Genomic DNA, 15953 nt, shown 5'->3' with positions numbered 1-15953 from the left:
TGCCCTCCTCAGGCCGTCAGAAGTTCGCGCGGGCAGCTGGCGAAGCACTGCGCCCCGCCCTCGGTCACCGCGAAGGTCTCGCTCACCACGAGGCCGTATTTCTCGAGCCACAGCGCCGGAATGCAGTGGAAGGTCATGTTCTCCTCCATCACCGTGGTGTCGCCGGCGCGCAGCGAGCAGGTCAGCTCGCCCCATGTGGGCGGGAAGCCGATGCCCACCGGATAGCCGATGCGGCTGTCCTTCTCGATGCCGTGGCGGCGGATCACCGCCTCCCACGCATGCGCCATCTCCTGGCACTCGACGCCCGGTTTCACCACGTCGAGCGCCGCCTCGAGCCCCTCGCGGATCACCTTGGTGGTCTCCACCAGCTCGGCGGGCGGGTCGCCCACGTAGACACAGCGCGACAGCGGCGCGTGGTAGCGATGCCGGATGCCGCCCATCTCGATATAGAAGACCTCGCCTTCCTCGAGCGGCGCATCGGTCCAGCTCAGATGCGGGGCCGAGGCGATCTCGCCCACCATGGCGTTGGGCGGCTTGCAGGGAAAGGTGCCGCCGAACTCGGGCGTGCCCGAGGTGGTGACGCGGTAAAGCTCGGCCATCACGTCGCATTGCCGCACGCCGGGCTTGCAGAGCTGGCGGGCGCTGTCCATCGCCAGCGTGGCGATCTGCCCGGCCTGCGACATGTACTCGAGCTCGCGCGGGGATTTCACCATGCGCACGCGGTTGACCACCAGGAAGCCATCGTCGAACTCGCCCTGCCCGAGGCCCTGCACCAGGATCCGGTTCCACTTGGCAGTGTAGTAGTAGTCGTCCTGCTCAGCGGCGATGCGGCCCTTGTCCCAGCCCTTTTCCTTCAGCAGCTCGACGAGGTAGTCCATCGGGTGCAGCTCATCGCTGCCAACGTATTTGTCCGGGTAGGGAATGACGTTCTCTTCGCGGAGGTAGGCAGTGAACTTGGCCCCCACCGCGTCCATCTTGCGGCCGAACCAGAACGGCTCCTCGGCATCGACCGAGACCACCACCATCTGCGGCGTGTAGAACGACCAGCCGTCATAGCCCGTGAGGTAGAACTGGTTCGCCGGGTTCGAGACCAGCAGCACGTCGATCCCCCGGATCCGCATGGCGGCCTGGGTCCGGGCCACGCGGGCGCGGTATTCGTCATGGTCGAAAAGCAGGTTCATCGGCGTCTCCGGCTGTCGGTGTGCGCGGCCAGACAACCGCGCAAGCGCCACGATGTCGACCGATTTTTCGTTTTTGTACACATGAGCCCGACCTGAGGCCCCGGCATGGCGCGCGGATCAGCGAAGCTCGATCGAGACCCGCCCCGCCTGCCCGGTGGCGTCGATCACCGACAGCGTGGTGAAGCCCACCCCCCGAAGCGGCACGAGGAACTCCGGCCCGCGTTGCTGCGTGGCCAGCACCGCACCATCGGCCAGCAGCGTGAAGGGCGGTACGCCACCGCGCAGCTTCACCGGCACGCCGCGCGCATCCGCCGACAGCCGCGCGCCCTCGGGCGGGAAGGTCACCCGCAGGGAGGGCGCCTCCGTGCCACTGCCGCCGAAGCGGCGCAGCGGAGCGGGCAGCTTGGCGTTGCTGACAAGCAGCGTGTCGGGCGGTGGCGCGGGCAGCGGCACCGGCTCGGCCCGGGCGCGCCCCAGGGCCTCGAACAGCAGCGGCGCTGCCAGCTCGCCGCCGAAGGCGCCGGGCACCGGCGTGCCGTCGGGCCGTCCGATCCAGACCCCCGCCACGTAGCGCCCGTCATAGCCCAGCGCCCAGGCATCGCGGTGGCCATAGGAGGTGCCGGTCTTGTAGGCCACGCGCCCCGGCGGGCCAGCCTGCGGCGGCGGTGCCAGCCCCGCCAGCACATGCCCCACCTGCCACGCCGCGCGCGGGCTCATCAGCCGCCGCGCGGCCCGCGCCTCCTCGCCCCACTTCCAGCGCAGCCCGCGGGCCTCGCCCCCCTCGGCAAGCGCCGCGTAGAGCGTCACCATGTCCCAGAGCGACAATCCAACTCCGCCGAGGCTCAGCGCCAGCCCCGGCTGGCCGCCGGGCAGCTGAGGCGAGAGGCCGGCGGTCTCGAGCGCCGCCATGACATGCGCCGGGCCCATGGCGTCGGTCAGCCGCACCACGGGGATGTTGAGCGACAGCTGCAGCGCCCGCGCCACCCGCAGCTCGCCGCGGAACTGGCCGTCGAAATTCTGCGGCGCGTAGGTGCCGAACTGCACCGGCGTGTCCGAGATCAGCGTCTCGGGATGCGCCAGCCCACGGTCGAAGGCCAGCCCGTAGACCAGCGGCTTCAGCGTCGAGCCCGGCGAGCGCAGCGCCCGTGTCATGTCGACAAAGCCCTGCCCACGCGTGGCGGCATAGGACGGCGAGCCGACGCTGGCCAGCACCTCGCCACTCTGGTGGTCGGCCACGATCATCGCCAGCGACAACCGGCTGTCGCGCCCCTGCATGTAGGTGGTGGCGAGCCGCTCGAGGCTCTGCTGCAGGTCGCGGTCAAGGGTCAGACGGTGCCGCCCCGTCCCCTTGGCCAGCGCCCGGTCGGCGAGATGCGGCGCGATCTGCGGGAACGGGTGCCGGCGGTCCGGTGCGGGCTCGCGCCGCGCCGCAAGGGCGGTCTCGGCATCGATCACCCCGGCGCGTTCCATGCGCGTCAGAACCCGGTCGCGGGCAGCGCGCGCAGCCTCGGGGTGGCGATCCGGGCGGCGCGCCTCGGGGAATTGCGGCAGCGCCACCAGCAGCGCCGCCTCGGCAGGGGTGAGCCGCGCCGGCTCCTTGCCGAACCACGCCAGCGTCGCGGCGCGCAGCCCTTCGAGGTTGCCGCCATAGGGCGCGAGCCGCAGGTAGAGCTGCAAGATCTCGGCCTTGTCCAGCCGCCGCTCGAGCGCCAGCGCCAGCCGCAACTGCCTCAGCTTGCCCGCCCACGCGCCGGTGCCGCCATCCTCGAGCAGTCGCGCCACCTGCATGGTCAGCGTCGAGGCGCCCGAGACGATGTGCCCGGCCCGCAGCCCCTGCCCCGCGGCCCGCAGGACGGCCACCGGATCGACGCCGGGGTGGCTGTAGAACCGCCGGTCCTCGTAGGCGATCAGCATCTCGAAGAACAGTGGATCGCCCCGGTCGGGCGTCACCTCCATGCGCCAGAGCCCGTCCTCCACCGCGTAGGCCCGCAAGAGCCGGCCCTCGCGGTCGCGGACCTCGGGCGCGGTGGCGTGGACCAGCACCGGCATCTCGGTGCGCGCGATCCAGTCCTCGGCGGCATCGCGCCCCAGCGCCACCGCCCAAAGCAGGACGACAAGGACGAGAAGCCTAGGCATCGGCCTCCCAGAGCCCCGGATAGGTCGCCACGAAGCCGGATGGGTCGATGACCAGCTGGGTGCTGAAGTCGCTCTGTTCGGCGTGGTAGGAGACCAGCGTGCCGCGCTCGCGGGTGTAGCTCTGATCCAGCGGCGAGACCTGCGGCCCCGGCAGCCGCAGCCACGCGGCGCGGGTGGTCAGCCGGCCGACATCCGGCAGGCGGCGCAGCGGCATCAGGTTGGTTGCCGGCGTGAAGGCGAAATCCACGTCCTCGCAGCCCTCGAGCTGCGGCTGTGCCTCGCCGTTGAGTGTCCATGCGTCGTCCTCGCGGGTCAGCTTGAGCGCCACCTCCTCGCCGCCATGGGTGCCGGTGACATCCGCCGAGCAGGTCTGCCAGTCACCGTTGATCCGCACCACGTAATCGAGCGCCGCCCAGCCCGCGCCATCGCGGAAGCGCGCGTGGCCCACCAGCATGTAGCCGCCATCGTGATGCGCCAGTCGGCACTTGTCTTCGCCATCGCGGTCGAGCGCGCGCCAGCGGGTGGTTGCAATGGTCTCGGTCATCGGATCTCCAGTCTGCCGGACGCGGTGGTCGCCCGGTATTCAGGGCGGTACATGTCCTCGACGAGGGCCGCCGGGTGGTGGAACGTGCCGGGCGACACCGCCCGCACGACATAGGCCAGCCGGATCGGCGCGCTGCCCGACTGGTTGACCGCCGCGAGGAAACGGTCGGCGCGGAACTCGGCATGTTCGGTGTCGCTGGGGTCCAGCCAGTCGAGCCCGCGGATATCTCCGGCGCGCAACAGGTTGGGGTTGTCGATCTCGAGCCCCGCCGGCAGCGCGTCGTTGACCATCAGCCGCGCGCCGCCGTCCTCCGCAGGGCGTACGGTGAGCACGGCGACCATGCGGTCGCCCTGTTCCACCGGACCGCTGACCGGCGCTCCCTCGAGGGTGAAGTACTCGCGGCTGATCGTGTAGCCGTAGCCCTGCGCCTCGGTGTCGCCCTCGGGCACGCCAAGCGCGGTGACGGTGATCGGGATCGGACCGCTGCCGGTGTTGGTAATCTCGGTCGGATCGAGCGCGTCGCCGGGAATGCGCCGCAGGAACGGGCCTGAGGCCGGCAGACCGTCCACCGCGATTCCCGAGGCATCGGGATCGGTCACCAGCGCATGGGCCGCCATCAGCGACCACGCCTGCTCCTGCGTCGAAAGCGGGCGGTCGGCCCCGGTGACACGCGCTATCAGCGCCTCGCGATCCACGGCCCCCGAGCCTGCATCGGCGGCCAGCGTCAGCACCGCCGCCGCATCGCGCAGCGGCGAGCCGTAATCGGCGCGCCAGACCTGACCTTCCTCGGCTTGCCCCGCCAGCCGCGCCGCCGCCTTGGCGAACATCCGGTCGGCGCGGGCCTGCTCGCCATAGCTGGCGAGCGCGGCCCCGAGCTGGGCCTGCGCCAGCGGCGTGGCGAAAGCATCGGCGCGCTGGTCGGCGTAGTAGCGCAGCTCACCGATCGCCGCACGCCCCTCGCGGGCCAGCACCATCAGCGCATAGGCGATGTCCTCACCGCCCTCCTCGAAATCCGGCGCATAGGCGACGCGGTTGGCGAGGTTGTCGAGCGCGGCGGTCAGGGCGGTCTCGGGCACCTCCTGCCCGGCGGCGCGGGCGCGGGTCAGGAAATCGCTGACATAGGTGTCGAGCCAGAAATCGCCAGAGCCCGCGCGCCAGAGCCCGAAGGCGCCATTGGCGTCCTGCCGGGTCAGCACCTGCGTGATGCCTTTTGCGATGCGCGCGTCGATCTGCGCCGTGTCGCCCGGCCCCAGCGGCTCGGTCAGGGACGAGAGCGCGAGCAGCGGCAGGGTCTGCGAGGTCACCTGCTCGGTGCAGCCGTAGGGATAGCGCTCGAGCGAGGCGAGCAGCCCCGGCACGTCGAACCTCGCCAGCGGCCCGGCCGAGACCATGACCTCGGCGCTCTCAGCGCGCAGCCCCTCCAGAGCCGCGCGATCCAGCGTGAAGGTCTGGCCGGGATCGAGGGTGAAGCGGCGGGTTGTGCCCACCTGCGGGTCGTTCGAGCGCACCCCGATAGTCAGCGTCTTGGTGAGCTGCTTGCCGTCCGGCGTGGAGAGTGCCAGCGTGATCTCATGATCACCCGCCAGATCGGCCCGCAGCGGCAAGTTGAGGCGCTGCGTTTCCCCCTCGGCCAGCGTCACTTCGGCAGGCACCTCGCCCAGCGAGACACCGCGCGCGCTGATCTCGAGCGGCATCTGCCCGGTCGGGCCGGTGGCGTGGGTCAGCTCGAGCAGCAGCCGGGTCTCGTCTCCGGGGGCGAGGAAGCGCGGCAGCGAGGCGTTGATCACCACCGGGTCGCGCACCAGCACATCCATCTCGGCCTGCCCCACTGCACTCTCGGTCCAGGCCACCGCCATCAGCCGCACCGTGCCGTTGAAATCCGGCATGTCGAAGCTGACCTCGGCGCGGCCATCCGCCCCCACGGTCACCGGGCCGGAGAAGAACGCCACAAGCGCTTCGGTCGGCGGCGGCGATTGCAGGCGCAGGGACGCCCCCGCGTCGCCGCCCGAGCGGATCGCGCCCATGGCGCCGCTCATGCCGTCGATCAGGCGGCCATAAAGATCGCGGATCTCCACGCCCAGCCGACGCTGCCCGAAGTAATGCGCCGAAGGGTCGGGGCTGTCGAAGCCGGTGAGGTTGAGAATGCCCAGATCCACCGCCGCGACGGTGACATGGGCGGCCTCGCCCTCGGCCACGCCGTCAAGCTGAACAGCCGCACGCAGCGGCGCGCGCGGGGCGCTCTGCTCGGGGGCGTCGAAGCTGACCGACAGCTGCCGCTCGCCCGGCGCGACGGCAGCGTGGGCAAGGCCGAGGCTGCGCGCCGGGGCCTGCCCCGCCGCGACATCCATCGGGCGCAAGAGTTGTGCCGTGACATAGGCGCCCGCGCCCCAGTCTTCGGTCACCGGCAGGTCGATCACGCTTTCGCCTTCGGGCAAGTCCATCGCCTGCATCGAGATCACCCGGTCCGAGAGCACCGTCACCAGCGCCTCGCCCGCGTGGCGCGGCACGATGCGGAGCTGCGCGGTGTCGCCCGGGGCGTAGCTCTCGCGGTCGAGCGACAGCTCGAGCATGTCCGGCGTGGCGATTGCGCCCACCGGGGCGTACCAGCCCGCCTCGAAGCCGACCGACGAGGCGACATAGTCGCCGCCCGTCCGCTCGACAACCAGTTCGTAGGCGCCCCAGTCAAGACCCGCGCTCACCCGGACAGGCTCGGCACCCAGCGTCGCCGACCCGCTGGCAACGGTGCTGCGCGTGGTCACCGGCTCCCAGTTCCAGTTGCCGTAGAGCTCGTACCACTGGTAGCGCGTCTCGACCCGGTTCACCCGCCATTCCACCTCCATCGGTACCGGCGCAAGATCCGGCCCGACCGCCTGCAGCAGGAAGCTGGCCTCCGTGCCCTCCGGCAGGGTGCCGTCGAACTCCGGACGAATGCCAATCATCGGCCCCGAGGGCGCCACCGGGCGGCTCAGCGAGCGCTCCACCGGGCGGCCCGACCCTTCCGAAACCCGCAGCGTCACCCGCGCCTCCTGCGGCTGGCCCTTCGCCCCCTCGGGCAAGGGCAGCGCCAGCTGCGCGCGTCCATCGCTGTCGCTGCGCAGATCCGGTGGAAAGGACTGCGTCTGCGGGTTGGCTTCAGCGTCATGGCGCCCGAAGCGGTAGCCCGGCAGCGCCTCCAGCGTGGTCTGCGGGATCAGGGTCAGCTCACCTTCAATCGGCAGATCCGCCCCCGGCGCGCCAAAAAGATAGCGTGCCTCGAGCATAAGCCGCGGCGGCGCGTCCCGCATGATCGGCGCTTCCGGCAGCGACAGCTCGACATCGATGCGCTCTGGCACGAAGTCCTCGACCAGCACCGTCTCCGAGACCAGCGCCGGCGCCTCCGGGTCGGCGAAAAGCGCCAGCCGCCACGTGCCGCGCGGCACCGAGGGGGCGAGCGGCAGGTTGAAGACATGGCCCCCCGCCACGCCCTCGTTTGACACGAGGCGGGCGTGTTCGACCCCATCGGGCCGCGTCAGCACCGCGGTCAACGGCACGCCCTCGACCGCGCGCACCTTCGCGTCGCGCAAGAGCGCCGTGGCGTGGATGGTCTCGCCCGCGCGGTAGGCGCCACGGTCGGTGGCAAGGAAGGCGTCGAGCGGCCCGGCGGGCGCGCGCCCCTCGACGCCGCGATCCGAGAGATCGAAGGCCGGGTCGGTGAGCGACAGGAAGGCGATGTCCTCCTCGCCCCGCGTTGCGGTCAGCAGCGCCGGGGCGGCCCCGCCGGTGCCTCGCGCCAGCCCGGCGGCAAAGCGCACCACGCCGTCAGCGTCGGTCGTGGCCACCCCAAGCGCACGGTTGGCCCGCGACAGCAGTGTCACCTCGAGCCCTTCGAGTGGCGCGGCATCCGAGAGCCCCCGCGAGACCACCGTGAGCCCGTCGGTCCCGGCCAGCGTCGTCAGGCCGATATCGGAGAGCACGAACCACTGCGTCGCGCCTGCCTCGTCATAGGGATCGGCCCCGGGCACCCGCGCGGTCAGCGCGTAGATGCCCGCTGGCAGATCGCCCACCACCTCGCCCATCGGCAGCCGCGTGGTCACTTCCGCGTTGAGCCGGTTCTCGACCTCGCCTTTGCCGGTCCAGACCTCTTCGGCCAGTTCTCCGGCAAAGCGCTCCTCGGCCCATGTCGACAGCGGGCGGCCGAAATAGTCGTCCTGCATGGCGCGGATCAGGTTGCGGTCCGAGACCCGGCGCAGGGTCAGATCGACGTCTCCGAGATTCACCGTCTCGATCGGGAGCCCGGCATCGGAGCTCTTGGGCAGCACGTAGGCCCGGCCCGGGAAGGCAAGCGAGGGCGCGCGGTCGCGCACATAGGCCGCGATCGGCACGTCGCGGATCAGCGCGTCGCCCTGCGCCGAGGGCAGGCCCGCTCGGAAGGTCAGGTCATAGCGCTCGCCATGCTGAATGCCCGTGACGCAGATGCGCCGCTCGTCCGAGACCACGGCGAGCTTCGGATCCGGCAATCGCACGAAGGGCGCGTAATCCTGCCCGGCACGGATCAGCTCTTCGGAGAACTCGGCGCAGATCCGCGGCGCGGCGCTATCGGCCTCGACCACGTGCTCGGTAATACGGAAGCCGTATTGCGCGATCGCCCGGTCCAGCGCCTGCGCGATCTCGTCGCGCGGCGCCAGCCGCTCGGCCAGCCGCAGCGCCGGCACCATCAGCTGGCCCCGCCCTGTCGCCTCGAGCCCCTCGGCCATCTGCATCAGCGCGGTGGCGCGCTGCGCCTCGGGCCCGGCGCGCAGGTAGGCGTTGATCGATGCCAACAGCGCCCGGCGCTCGTGGCTCCTTGTCTCGCCGCCGTTGCTGCTGGCCGTGGCATAGGCCCGCGACAGCCGCGCGTAATCGAGCCACAGCGCCGCCGCGTCGGTCTGCGCCAGCGCCGCGCCGGTCCAGCTCAGCGCATCACGCAGGTTGCCCTGCGCCTCGGCGCGGCGGGCGGCATCGCCCAGCGCCTCGACGCTCCACTGCCCGCCGGAATGACGCGCGCCGATGGCGTCTGCCTCCTCGCGCGCGGCGGCAAGGTCGCCGCCGTCAAGGAAACCGAGATCGCGCCCTCGCGCCTGCGCCCGCGCCTGCGCCTCGGCGCCGGCGGCAATCACCTCTGCCGAGACCGCGCCGTCATAGGGTTTGCGCTCGGTCACGCCGGTCTTGGGGAAACAGGCGTTGGAGCGGGTGTTGAAGGTGAAGGCCACACAGGCTGGATCGCCGAGGCAGAGCCTCTGGCAGGCCTCGAGCGAGGTGTCGAACAGCGCCTGAAGGTCGCCGCCGAAGAAGTCCATGTCACGACTCACGATCAGGCGGCGTTCGGGCATCATCGTCCCGGCCTCCTGCGCGGGGGACGACGTGGCGGCGCAGGCCGCCGCGACGAGAGCGAGCATCAGCCGGCGCATGCTGCAATCTCCTCCTGAAAGCTGAGGCATGGTGAACCCGGGCGGCCAGAATGGCAATGATTTCCGCCGTCTTCCTTAAGGCGATCTTCACCAAAACCGCGCCACTCTCCCCCCATTTCAGGAGGCGGCCCAAGCATGAGTCTCTCGGCAAGACTGGCGGAGGAACGCCGCGCGAGGCTCGCGGCAGAGCGCCTGCTCGAACTCAAGCAGGCCGAGCTTTTTGCCGCCAACCGCAAGCTCGGCAAGCACGCCCGTGCCCTCAGCGACGAGATCCATGAAACCCGCGCCGAGATCACCGAGGTGCGCTCCGAGAACCGGCTGGTGAAATCGCAGCTCGGCCTCGCGCATGAGAAGATCGAACTGGTCGAGGGACAGCTCTGGAAGGCGCTTCAGACCATGCGCGACGGCTTCGCCATGTACAATTCCGACGCGCTGCTCGAGCTGGCCAACCCCGCCTTCCTTGCCCCGTTCGAGGATATCGACTCGGTCGGCCCCGGCGCGAGCTACCGACACGTGCTCGAGATGCTGGTCGAGGAGGGCATCGTCGATCTGCAGGGCGAGCGTCGCCGGCACTGGCTCAGCCGGATGCAGGAGCGCTGGGAGATGAGCCCGATCCCGCCTGAGACCATCCGCCTCTGGACCGGGCAGTTCATCAAGATCCAGGATCGGCGCATGCCGGATGGCGGCGTGGTCTCGCTTTGCGTCGACATCACCGAGCTGATGCGCATGTGGTCGGCCATCGAAGAGCTGCCGGACGGCTTCGTGATCTACGATGCCGAAGACCGCCTGCTGATGTGCAATGCCCCTTACCGCAATCTCTACAGCGACAGCGCCCCCGCCATCATCCCCGGCGCCAGCTTCGAGGACATTCTGCGCTATGGTCTGTCGCAGGGCCAGTATGCCGAGGCGCTTGGGCGCGAGGAAGACTGGCTCGAAGAGCGCCTGTCGGCACATCGCAGGGCCGAGCAGGAGATGGAGCAGCAGCTCGGCGATGGCCGCTGGCTGCGGATCTACGAACGCGCGCTCTCCGATGGCGGCCGGGTGGGGCTACGCATCGACATCACTGAGGCCAAGCGCATCCAGCAGGAGCTGGTCGAGGCCAAGCGCCGCGCCGAAGAGGCGAGCCACGCAAAGTCCGCCTTCCTCGCCAATATGAGCCACGAGATCCGCACCCCGATGAACGGCGTTGTCGGCATGGCCGAGCTGCTGCGCGAATCCGCCCTCAGCGACGAGCAGACGCTTTATGTCGACACCATCCGCAACTCGGGCGAGGCGCTTCTGGTGATCATCAACGACATCCTCGACTATTCAAAGATCGAGGCCGAGCGCCTGCAGCTCAAGCCAGAGCCCTTCGATCTGGAACGCACGGTGCACGAGGTGCTCTTGATGCTGCAGCCCACGGCGCGGGAGAAAGGCCTCGAGCTGCTGGTCGATTACGACATGTTCCTGCCCACCCGCTTCGTGGGCGATCCGGGCCGGGTGAGGCAGATCTTCACCAACCTCGTGGGCAACGCGGTCAAGTTCACCAACGAGGGCCACGTGCTGATCCGCATCACCGGGCGCTGCATCGAGGAAGGAGAAGCCGCGGTGCATGCCACGGTCGAGGATACCGGCATCGGCATACCGCCCGACAAGATCGAGCACATCTTCGGCGAGTTCAATCAGGTCGAGGATGATCGAAACCGCCAGTTCGAGGGCACCGGGCTGGGCCTTGCAATCACCAAGCGGCTGACAGACCTGATGGGCGGCGAGATCTGGGTCGAGTCCGAGGCCGGGCGAGGCTCGTGCTTCGGGCTGCGGATGGTGCTGCCGGTCGACGAGCCGGCCCAGATCGAGACAGCCGCCCTCCCCGACAGCCTGCGCGAGGTGCTCGTGGTCGATGATCACGTGCTGAACCGCGCCATCCTGACCCAGCAGATGGAGACGGTGGGCCTCTCGGTCGCCTTCTGCAAGACCGCCGAAGACGCGCTCGACCGGATGGACGAACCGCCCGACCTGATCATCGCCGAGCAGGATCTGCCGGACATGAGCGGGCTCGAACTGGCGCAGCAACTCGCGCGGGTGCAGCCCGGGCTTCCGGTGATGCTGCTTTCGCGCGAGCCACAGGCCCTGACCGAGCAGGCGCAGCGTTGCGGCGTGCGCGCAGTGCTGCCCAAGCCCGCCCCGCGCCGGGCGCTGTTCGCGGCGCTCGAGGCGATGTGTGCCGACCCGCCTGCCGCCGCGCCGGAGCCACCCGCCCAGACCGACGCGCTGCCGACCTTCCGCAGCCGGCGCGGGGGGGCCACGGCGGCGTCCGCAGCCGCCCCGGCCCGGCCCCTCGACGTGATCCTCGCCGAAGACAACCGCACCAACCAGATGGTGTTTCGCAAGATGGCCGAAGGGCTCGGGCTACCGCTCGAGCTACGCCTTGCCGGCAACGGCATCGAGGCCGTCGAAGCTTACCGCAAACGCCGCCCGGACCTGATCTTCATGGACATCTCGATGCCGCGCATGGACGGCAAGCAGGCCACGCAGGAGATCCGCGCGCTCGAGCCGCCGGGCGCGCATCTGCCGATCATCGCGGTCACCGCCCATGCCATGACCGGCGATCGCGACGGCATCCTCGAGGCCGGGCTCGACGATTACCTCACCAAGCCGCTGCGCAAGCAGGAACTGGCGCGGCTGATAGAAACCTGGGCCGGGCGCGCGGCTCAGCCGCCGTAGGGGCGCACGAAGACTGGCTGATCGGGCTGCGACAGCTCTTCGGAGAAAGCGTAGCCGCCGCTGTCGAAATCGCGCAGGCTGTCGGGATCGGTGAGCCGGTGCTGCACGATGTAGCGCGCCATCGCGCCACGCGCCTTCTTGGCGTAGAAGCTGACGATCTTCGGCTGGCCGCCCTTGTCTTCCATGAATTGCGGCGTGATCACACGCAGCTTGAGCGCATCCCGGTCGACGGCACCGAAATATTCCTGGCTGGCGCAGTTCACCAGCACCTGCGAGCCGGTCGCCTCGGCATCGGCGTTCAGCAGTTTCGAGATCCGATCGCCCCAGTACTCGTAGAGATTCTTGCCGCGCTCGGTCTTCAGCCGCGAGCCCATCTCGAGCCGGTATTGCTGGAAGCCGTCGCGCGGACGCAGCACACCGTAAAGACCCGACAGGATGCGCAGGTGATCCTGCGCCCAGTCCATCTCGTCCCTGTCCAGAGACGCCGCCTCGAGCCCCTGATAGGTGTCGCCGGCAAAGCCAAGCGCCGCCGGGCGCAGATCCTCGGCATCGGGGGCGTCCTGAAAGTCGCGAAAGCGGTCGCGATTGAGCTTGGCGAGGTCGTCGGAGATCTTCATCAGCGACTTGAGGTCATCGACGCTCAGCTCGCGCGCCACTGCCGCGAGACGCTTGGCCTCGTCCTGCAGGCGCGGCTCGGTCATCGTCACATCGCGCTCCGACCAGTCCAGCTTTTTGGCGGGGGACACCACTACCAGCATCGCGAAACCTCCTTTGCCGGGCGGCGCCCGGTCTCATCCGTCATCGTCGTGATATTCGGGGAAACGAATACCCGGACCGATCTAGTCCGCCCGGGCCAGAACGTCCAGAAAGGCAGAGCCGAAACGCTCATAGCGCCGGTCTCCCAGCAGCCGCTCCATCGCCTCTCCGCTGTCGGGCCGGGCCTGCGCCACCTTGGCGAGCAGCGAGGCCGAGCAGGAGAGCGGCTTTTCCGTGCCGTCGATGCCGCGCACCAGATCCGCCTGCACCGCCATCAGCGTGTCGTAGAGCGAACCGGCCTCACGCCCGGCGAGCTTGCGGCGGGTCGGGTGCATCTCCTCGCTGGCGCCGGTGATCACCGACAGGAACTCGGCACCGTAGCGTTCGAGCTTCTTGGCGCCGACGCCGCCGATCCGCGCCATGTCGTCGAGGCTTTGCGGACGGGTTTCGGCCATCTCGATCAGGGTCTTGTCGGGAAAGATCATGTAGGCCGGCAGCGAGGCGGTCTCGGCCAGCGCCCGGCGCTTGGCCTTGAGCGCCGAGAGCAGCGGCGCGTCTTCCTCGGCCACCAGCGTCTTGACCTGCGGGCGGCGCTCGGCGGCGCGGTCGATCACGTCGCGGCGCAGGGTGATGCTCTGCTCGCCCTTCAGGATCGGCAGCGCCGCGTCGGTCATCACCAGCGCGCCGTGGCGCTCGGGATCCGGGCGCACGAGATCAAAGCCCATCATCTGCCGGAACACCGCCTGCCACTGACCCTTCTTCAGGTCGCGCCCGACCCCGAAGGTCGGCAGCTGGTCGTGGCGGCGCTGGCGCACCTTGTCGGTCTCGTTTCCGATCAGGATATCGATCAGGTGCCCGGCGCCGAAGCTCTCGTCGGTCCGCAGCGCCGCCGACAGCGCCTTGCGCACCGCCTCAGTGCCGTCGAAGAGCTCGGGCGGCTTGTCGCAGAGATCGCAATTGCCGCAGGGCTCGGAGCTTTCGCCGAAGTAGCGCAGAAGCTGCTGACGGCGGCAGCCCAGCGCCTCGGCCAGCCCCAAGAGCGCGTTCAGACGGCCGTGATCGGCGGTCCGGCGCTCGGGCGGGGCCATCCCCTCGTCGATCTGGGCGCGCCGCAGGCGGATGTCGTCGGCCCCGTAGAGCGTCAGCGTTTCCGCCGGCGCCCCGTCGCGCCCGGCACGGCCGATCTCCTGGTAATAGGCCTCGATCGATTTCGGCAGGTCGGCATGGGCGACCCAGCGGATGTCGGGCTTGTCGACCCCCATGCCGAAGGCCACGGTGGCGACCACGATCAGCCCGTCTTCCTTGGCGAAACGCTCCTCGACGGCGCGGCGGTCATCCGCCTCCATGCCGCCGTGGTAGAAGCAGGCGCTGTGCCCCTCCTGCCCCAGCGCCTGCGCGAGGCTCTCGGTCTTGGCGCGGGTGCCGCAATAGACGATGCCCGAGCGGCCCTTGCGGGCGGCGGCAAAGCGCAGGATCTGCGCGCGCGGGCTGTCCTTGGGGCGGAAGGCAAGGTGGATGTTGGGCCGGTCGAAGCCGCGCAGGAAGGTCTGCGGCGTCTCGCCATCGAAGAGCCGGCGGACGATCTCTTCCTGCGTCTCCTGGTCGGCGGTGGCGGTAAAGGCCGCCAGCGGCACGGCGAGGCTGCGGCGCAACTCGCCGATGCGCAGGTAGTCGGGGCGGAAATCGTGGCCCCACTGGCTGACGCAATGGGCCTCGTCGACGGCGATCAGGCTGACGCCGGCCTCCGACAGCATCCGTTGCGCCCCGCCCGAGGCGAGACGCTCGGGCGCGAGGTACAGCAGCTTGAGCGTGCCCTGCGAGAGCATGTCCCAGACCGCGTCGGTCTCTTCCTGGGTGTTGCCGGAGGTCAGAGCGCCGGCGGCAACGCCCGCTTCGCGCAACCCGCGCACCTGATCACGCATCAGGGCGATGAGCGGCGAGATCACCACCGTCACGCCGCCACGCATCAGGGCGGGAAGCTGGTAGCACAGGGATTTTCCGCCGCCGGTGGGCATGATGGCGAGCACGTTCTCGCCCTGCGCCACGGCATCGACGATCTCGCCCTGTCCGGGGCGGAAGGCATCAAAGCCGAAAATCTCTTTCAGCAGCGCCTCTCCGGGCGCGATGTCGCGTGGCATGGGCGGGACCTGCGGATTTTACGCTATATCTGCTCTATTCCGCACAGTCTCATACTAAGATTAGGTGAACAAGCCCGCCCGTGGCGGAAATCACCCGAACAGGATGGTCGGCAGAATATAGTCGCGCAGCGAGATCACGATGATGAACACCACGAGCGGCGCCAGATCCAGCGGGTGGGTGTTGGGCAGGATGCGGCGGATCGGCGTGTAGATCGGCTCGAGCAGACGGTTGAGCCCGGTCCAGATATTGGCGACCAGCGGCTGCCGCAGATTGAGCACGTTGAAATTGATCAACCAGCTCATGATGATGTGGACGATCATGATGAAGAAGATCACGTCGAGGATCAGCTTCAGCGGGCCGTAGATTGCCATCATGTGGTGTGTTTCCTTTGCCTGTCCGCGCACACAGGTAAGCATCCCAGCAGGCGAGGGCAATAGTGCCGCAGGGTTGTGGTTGACGTTCCGGGCGCGTCGCGGCCCTTTGGGCGCAAATTCAAGGAGTCGCCCGCATGTATCCCTTCATCCGCATGGCCAAGGAGCTTTGGATCTCGCGCAACCAGCCGCCGCTCGAGCTGGGCGAGAGCCACATCTCTCACCACATCTGCTGGCCGTGGGATCTCGACCTGTGGAAAGAGCTCAACAATGGCCGCACCCTGACTCTCTACGATCTGGGGCGCATCCCGCTGGCCAAGCGCTCCGGGCTGATCGGCGTGCTGCGGCGCGAGCGCTGGGGTCTGACCATGGCGGGCGCGGTGGTGCGCTACCGTCGGCGCATCAAGCTGATGGAGAAGGTCGAGATGCGCTCGCGGCTCATCGGCTGGGATGCGCGCTTCATGTATCTCGAGCAGACCATGTGGAAGGCCGATGGTGAATGCGCAAACCACGCGGTGTATCGCGGCGCGGTGACCGACCGGAACGGCATCGTGCCGACCGCCCGGATCATGCAGGCGCTCGGTCACGAGATCGAGTCGCCGGAGCTGCCCGATTGGGTGCAGAGCTGGCTTGCCGCCGAGGACCAGCGGCCCTGGCCGCCGCAGATGTAGGACGGGCGCCCGTTTTCGCCTTGCCC

At 69.4% G+C, this 15953-nt stretch carries 9 protein-coding genes; 2 read left to right on the top strand and 7 right to left on the bottom strand.

The window, feature by feature from the left end; translation table 11 throughout:
• Nucleotides 1–8 precede the first annotated feature (8 nt).
• From JF542_RS11530 to JF542_RS11515, 4 genes are all read right to left on the bottom strand, one after another.
• Nucleotides 9–1181 (bottom strand): M24 family metallopeptidase, encoded by a 1173-nt coding sequence (locus JF542_RS11530; protein ID WP_242533716.1) that lies wholly within the window; start codon nucleotides 1179–1181, stop codon nucleotides 9–11.
• A gap of 117 nt (nucleotides 1182–1298) precedes the next feature.
• Nucleotides 1299–3317, bottom strand: coding sequence for a penicillin-binding protein 1C (gene pbpC / locus JF542_RS11525; protein ID WP_207075952.1), 2019 nt, complete (start codon nucleotides 3315–3317; stop codon nucleotides 1299–1301).
• The gene (locus tag JF542_RS11520; protein ID WP_207075951.1) at nucleotides 3310–3861 is read right to left on the bottom strand and encodes a putative glycolipid-binding domain-containing protein; all 552 of its coding nucleotides are present in this window, start codon (nucleotides 3859–3861) and stop codon (nucleotides 3310–3312) included. The genes pbpC and JF542_RS11520 overlap by 8 nt, the downstream gene beginning before the upstream one ends.
• Nucleotides 3858–9287, bottom strand: coding sequence for an alpha-2-macroglobulin family protein (locus tag JF542_RS11515; RefSeq protein WP_207075950.1), 5430 nt, complete (start codon nucleotides 9285–9287; stop codon nucleotides 3858–3860). Before JF542_RS11515 ends, JF542_RS11520 begins: the two co-directional genes overlap by 4 nt.
• Before the next feature lie 135 nt (nucleotides 9288–9422).
• Between JF542_RS11515 and JF542_RS11510 the strand changes: the two genes are divergently transcribed.
• On the top strand, nucleotides 9423–11990 hold the full coding sequence (locus JF542_RS11510) for a hybrid sensor histidine kinase/response regulator (protein WP_207075949.1): 2568 nt from the start codon (nucleotides 9423–9425) through the stop codon (nucleotides 11988–11990).
• Here JF542_RS11510 and yaaA read toward each other — a convergent pair.
• The 3 genes from yaaA to JF542_RS11495 all read right to left on the bottom strand — a co-directional run bounded on the left by yaaA (nucleotide 11978) and on the right by JF542_RS11495 (nucleotide 15259).
• A complete protein-coding gene (gene yaaA / locus JF542_RS11505; RefSeq protein ID WP_207075948.1) occupies nucleotides 11978–12748 on the bottom strand; it encodes a peroxide stress protein YaaA in 771 nt (256 codons plus the stop codon). The two genes, JF542_RS11510 and yaaA, sit on opposite strands and share 13 nt — an antisense overlap.
• Before the next feature lie 81 nt (nucleotides 12749–12829).
• A complete protein-coding gene (gene recQ / locus JF542_RS11500) occupies nucleotides 12830–14884 on the bottom strand; it encodes a DNA helicase RecQ (protein ID WP_207075947.1) in 2055 nt (684 codons plus the stop codon).
• Nucleotides 14885–14974: 90 nt separating this feature from the next.
• A complete protein-coding gene (locus JF542_RS11495; protein WP_207075946.1) occupies nucleotides 14975–15259 on the bottom strand; it encodes a YggT family protein in 285 nt (94 codons plus the stop codon).
• A gap of 134 nt (nucleotides 15260–15393) precedes the next feature.
• On the opposite strand from JF542_RS11495, the gene JF542_RS11490 reads away from it, so the two are divergent.
• Nucleotides 15394–15927, top strand: a complete 534-nt coding sequence (locus JF542_RS11490; protein ID WP_207075945.1) for an acyl-CoA thioesterase — start codon at nucleotides 15394–15396, stop codon at nucleotides 15925–15927.
• The last annotated feature ends 26 nt before the right edge of the window (nucleotides 15928–15953 follow it).

Source organism: Salipiger bermudensis (assembly GCF_017309175.1).
Taxonomy (GTDB): Bacteria; Pseudomonadota; Alphaproteobacteria; order Rhodobacterales; family Rhodobacteraceae; genus Salipiger; species Salipiger bermudensis.
The sequence above is the reverse complement of the archived record's forward strand: the minus strand, read 5'-3'. Positions and strand labels throughout refer to the sequence as shown.

What these genes read in the sequence shown, in the direction of transcription:
- pbpC (WP_207075952.1), bottom strand. Translation starts at nt 3,317, where the DNA reads ATGCCTAGGCTTCTCGTCCTTGTCGTCCTGCTTTGGGCGGTGGCGCTG.
- JF542_RS11520 (WP_207075951.1), bottom strand. Translation starts at nt 3,861, where the DNA reads ATGACCGAGACCATTGCAACCACCCGCTGGCGCGCGCTCGACCGCGAT.
- JF542_RS11495 (WP_207075946.1), bottom strand. Translation starts at nt 15,259, where the DNA reads ATGATGGCAATCTACGGCCCGCTGAAGCTGATCCTCGACGTGATCTTC.
- JF542_RS11490 (WP_207075945.1), top strand. Translation starts at nt 15,394, where the DNA reads ATGTATCCCTTCATCCGCATGGCCAAGGAGCTTTGGATCTCGCGCAAC.
- recQ (WP_207075947.1), bottom strand. Translation starts at nt 14,884, where the DNA reads ATGCCACGCGACATCGCGCCCGGAGAGGCGCTGCTGAAAGAGATTTTC.
- JF542_RS11515 (WP_207075950.1), bottom strand. Translation starts at nt 9,287, where the DNA reads ATGCGCCGGCTGATGCTCGCTCTCGTCGCGGCGGCCTGCGCCGCCACG.
- JF542_RS11530 (WP_242533716.1), bottom strand. Translation starts at nt 1,181, where the DNA reads ATGAACCTGCTTTTCGACCATGACGAATACCGCGCCCGCGTGGCCCGG.
- yaaA (WP_207075948.1), bottom strand. Translation starts at nt 12,748, where the DNA reads ATGCTGGTAGTGGTGTCCCCCGCCAAAAAGCTGGACTGGTCGGAGCGC.
- JF542_RS11510 (WP_207075949.1), top strand. Translation starts at nt 9,423, where the DNA reads ATGAGTCTCTCGGCAAGACTGGCGGAGGAACGCCGCGCGAGGCTCGCG.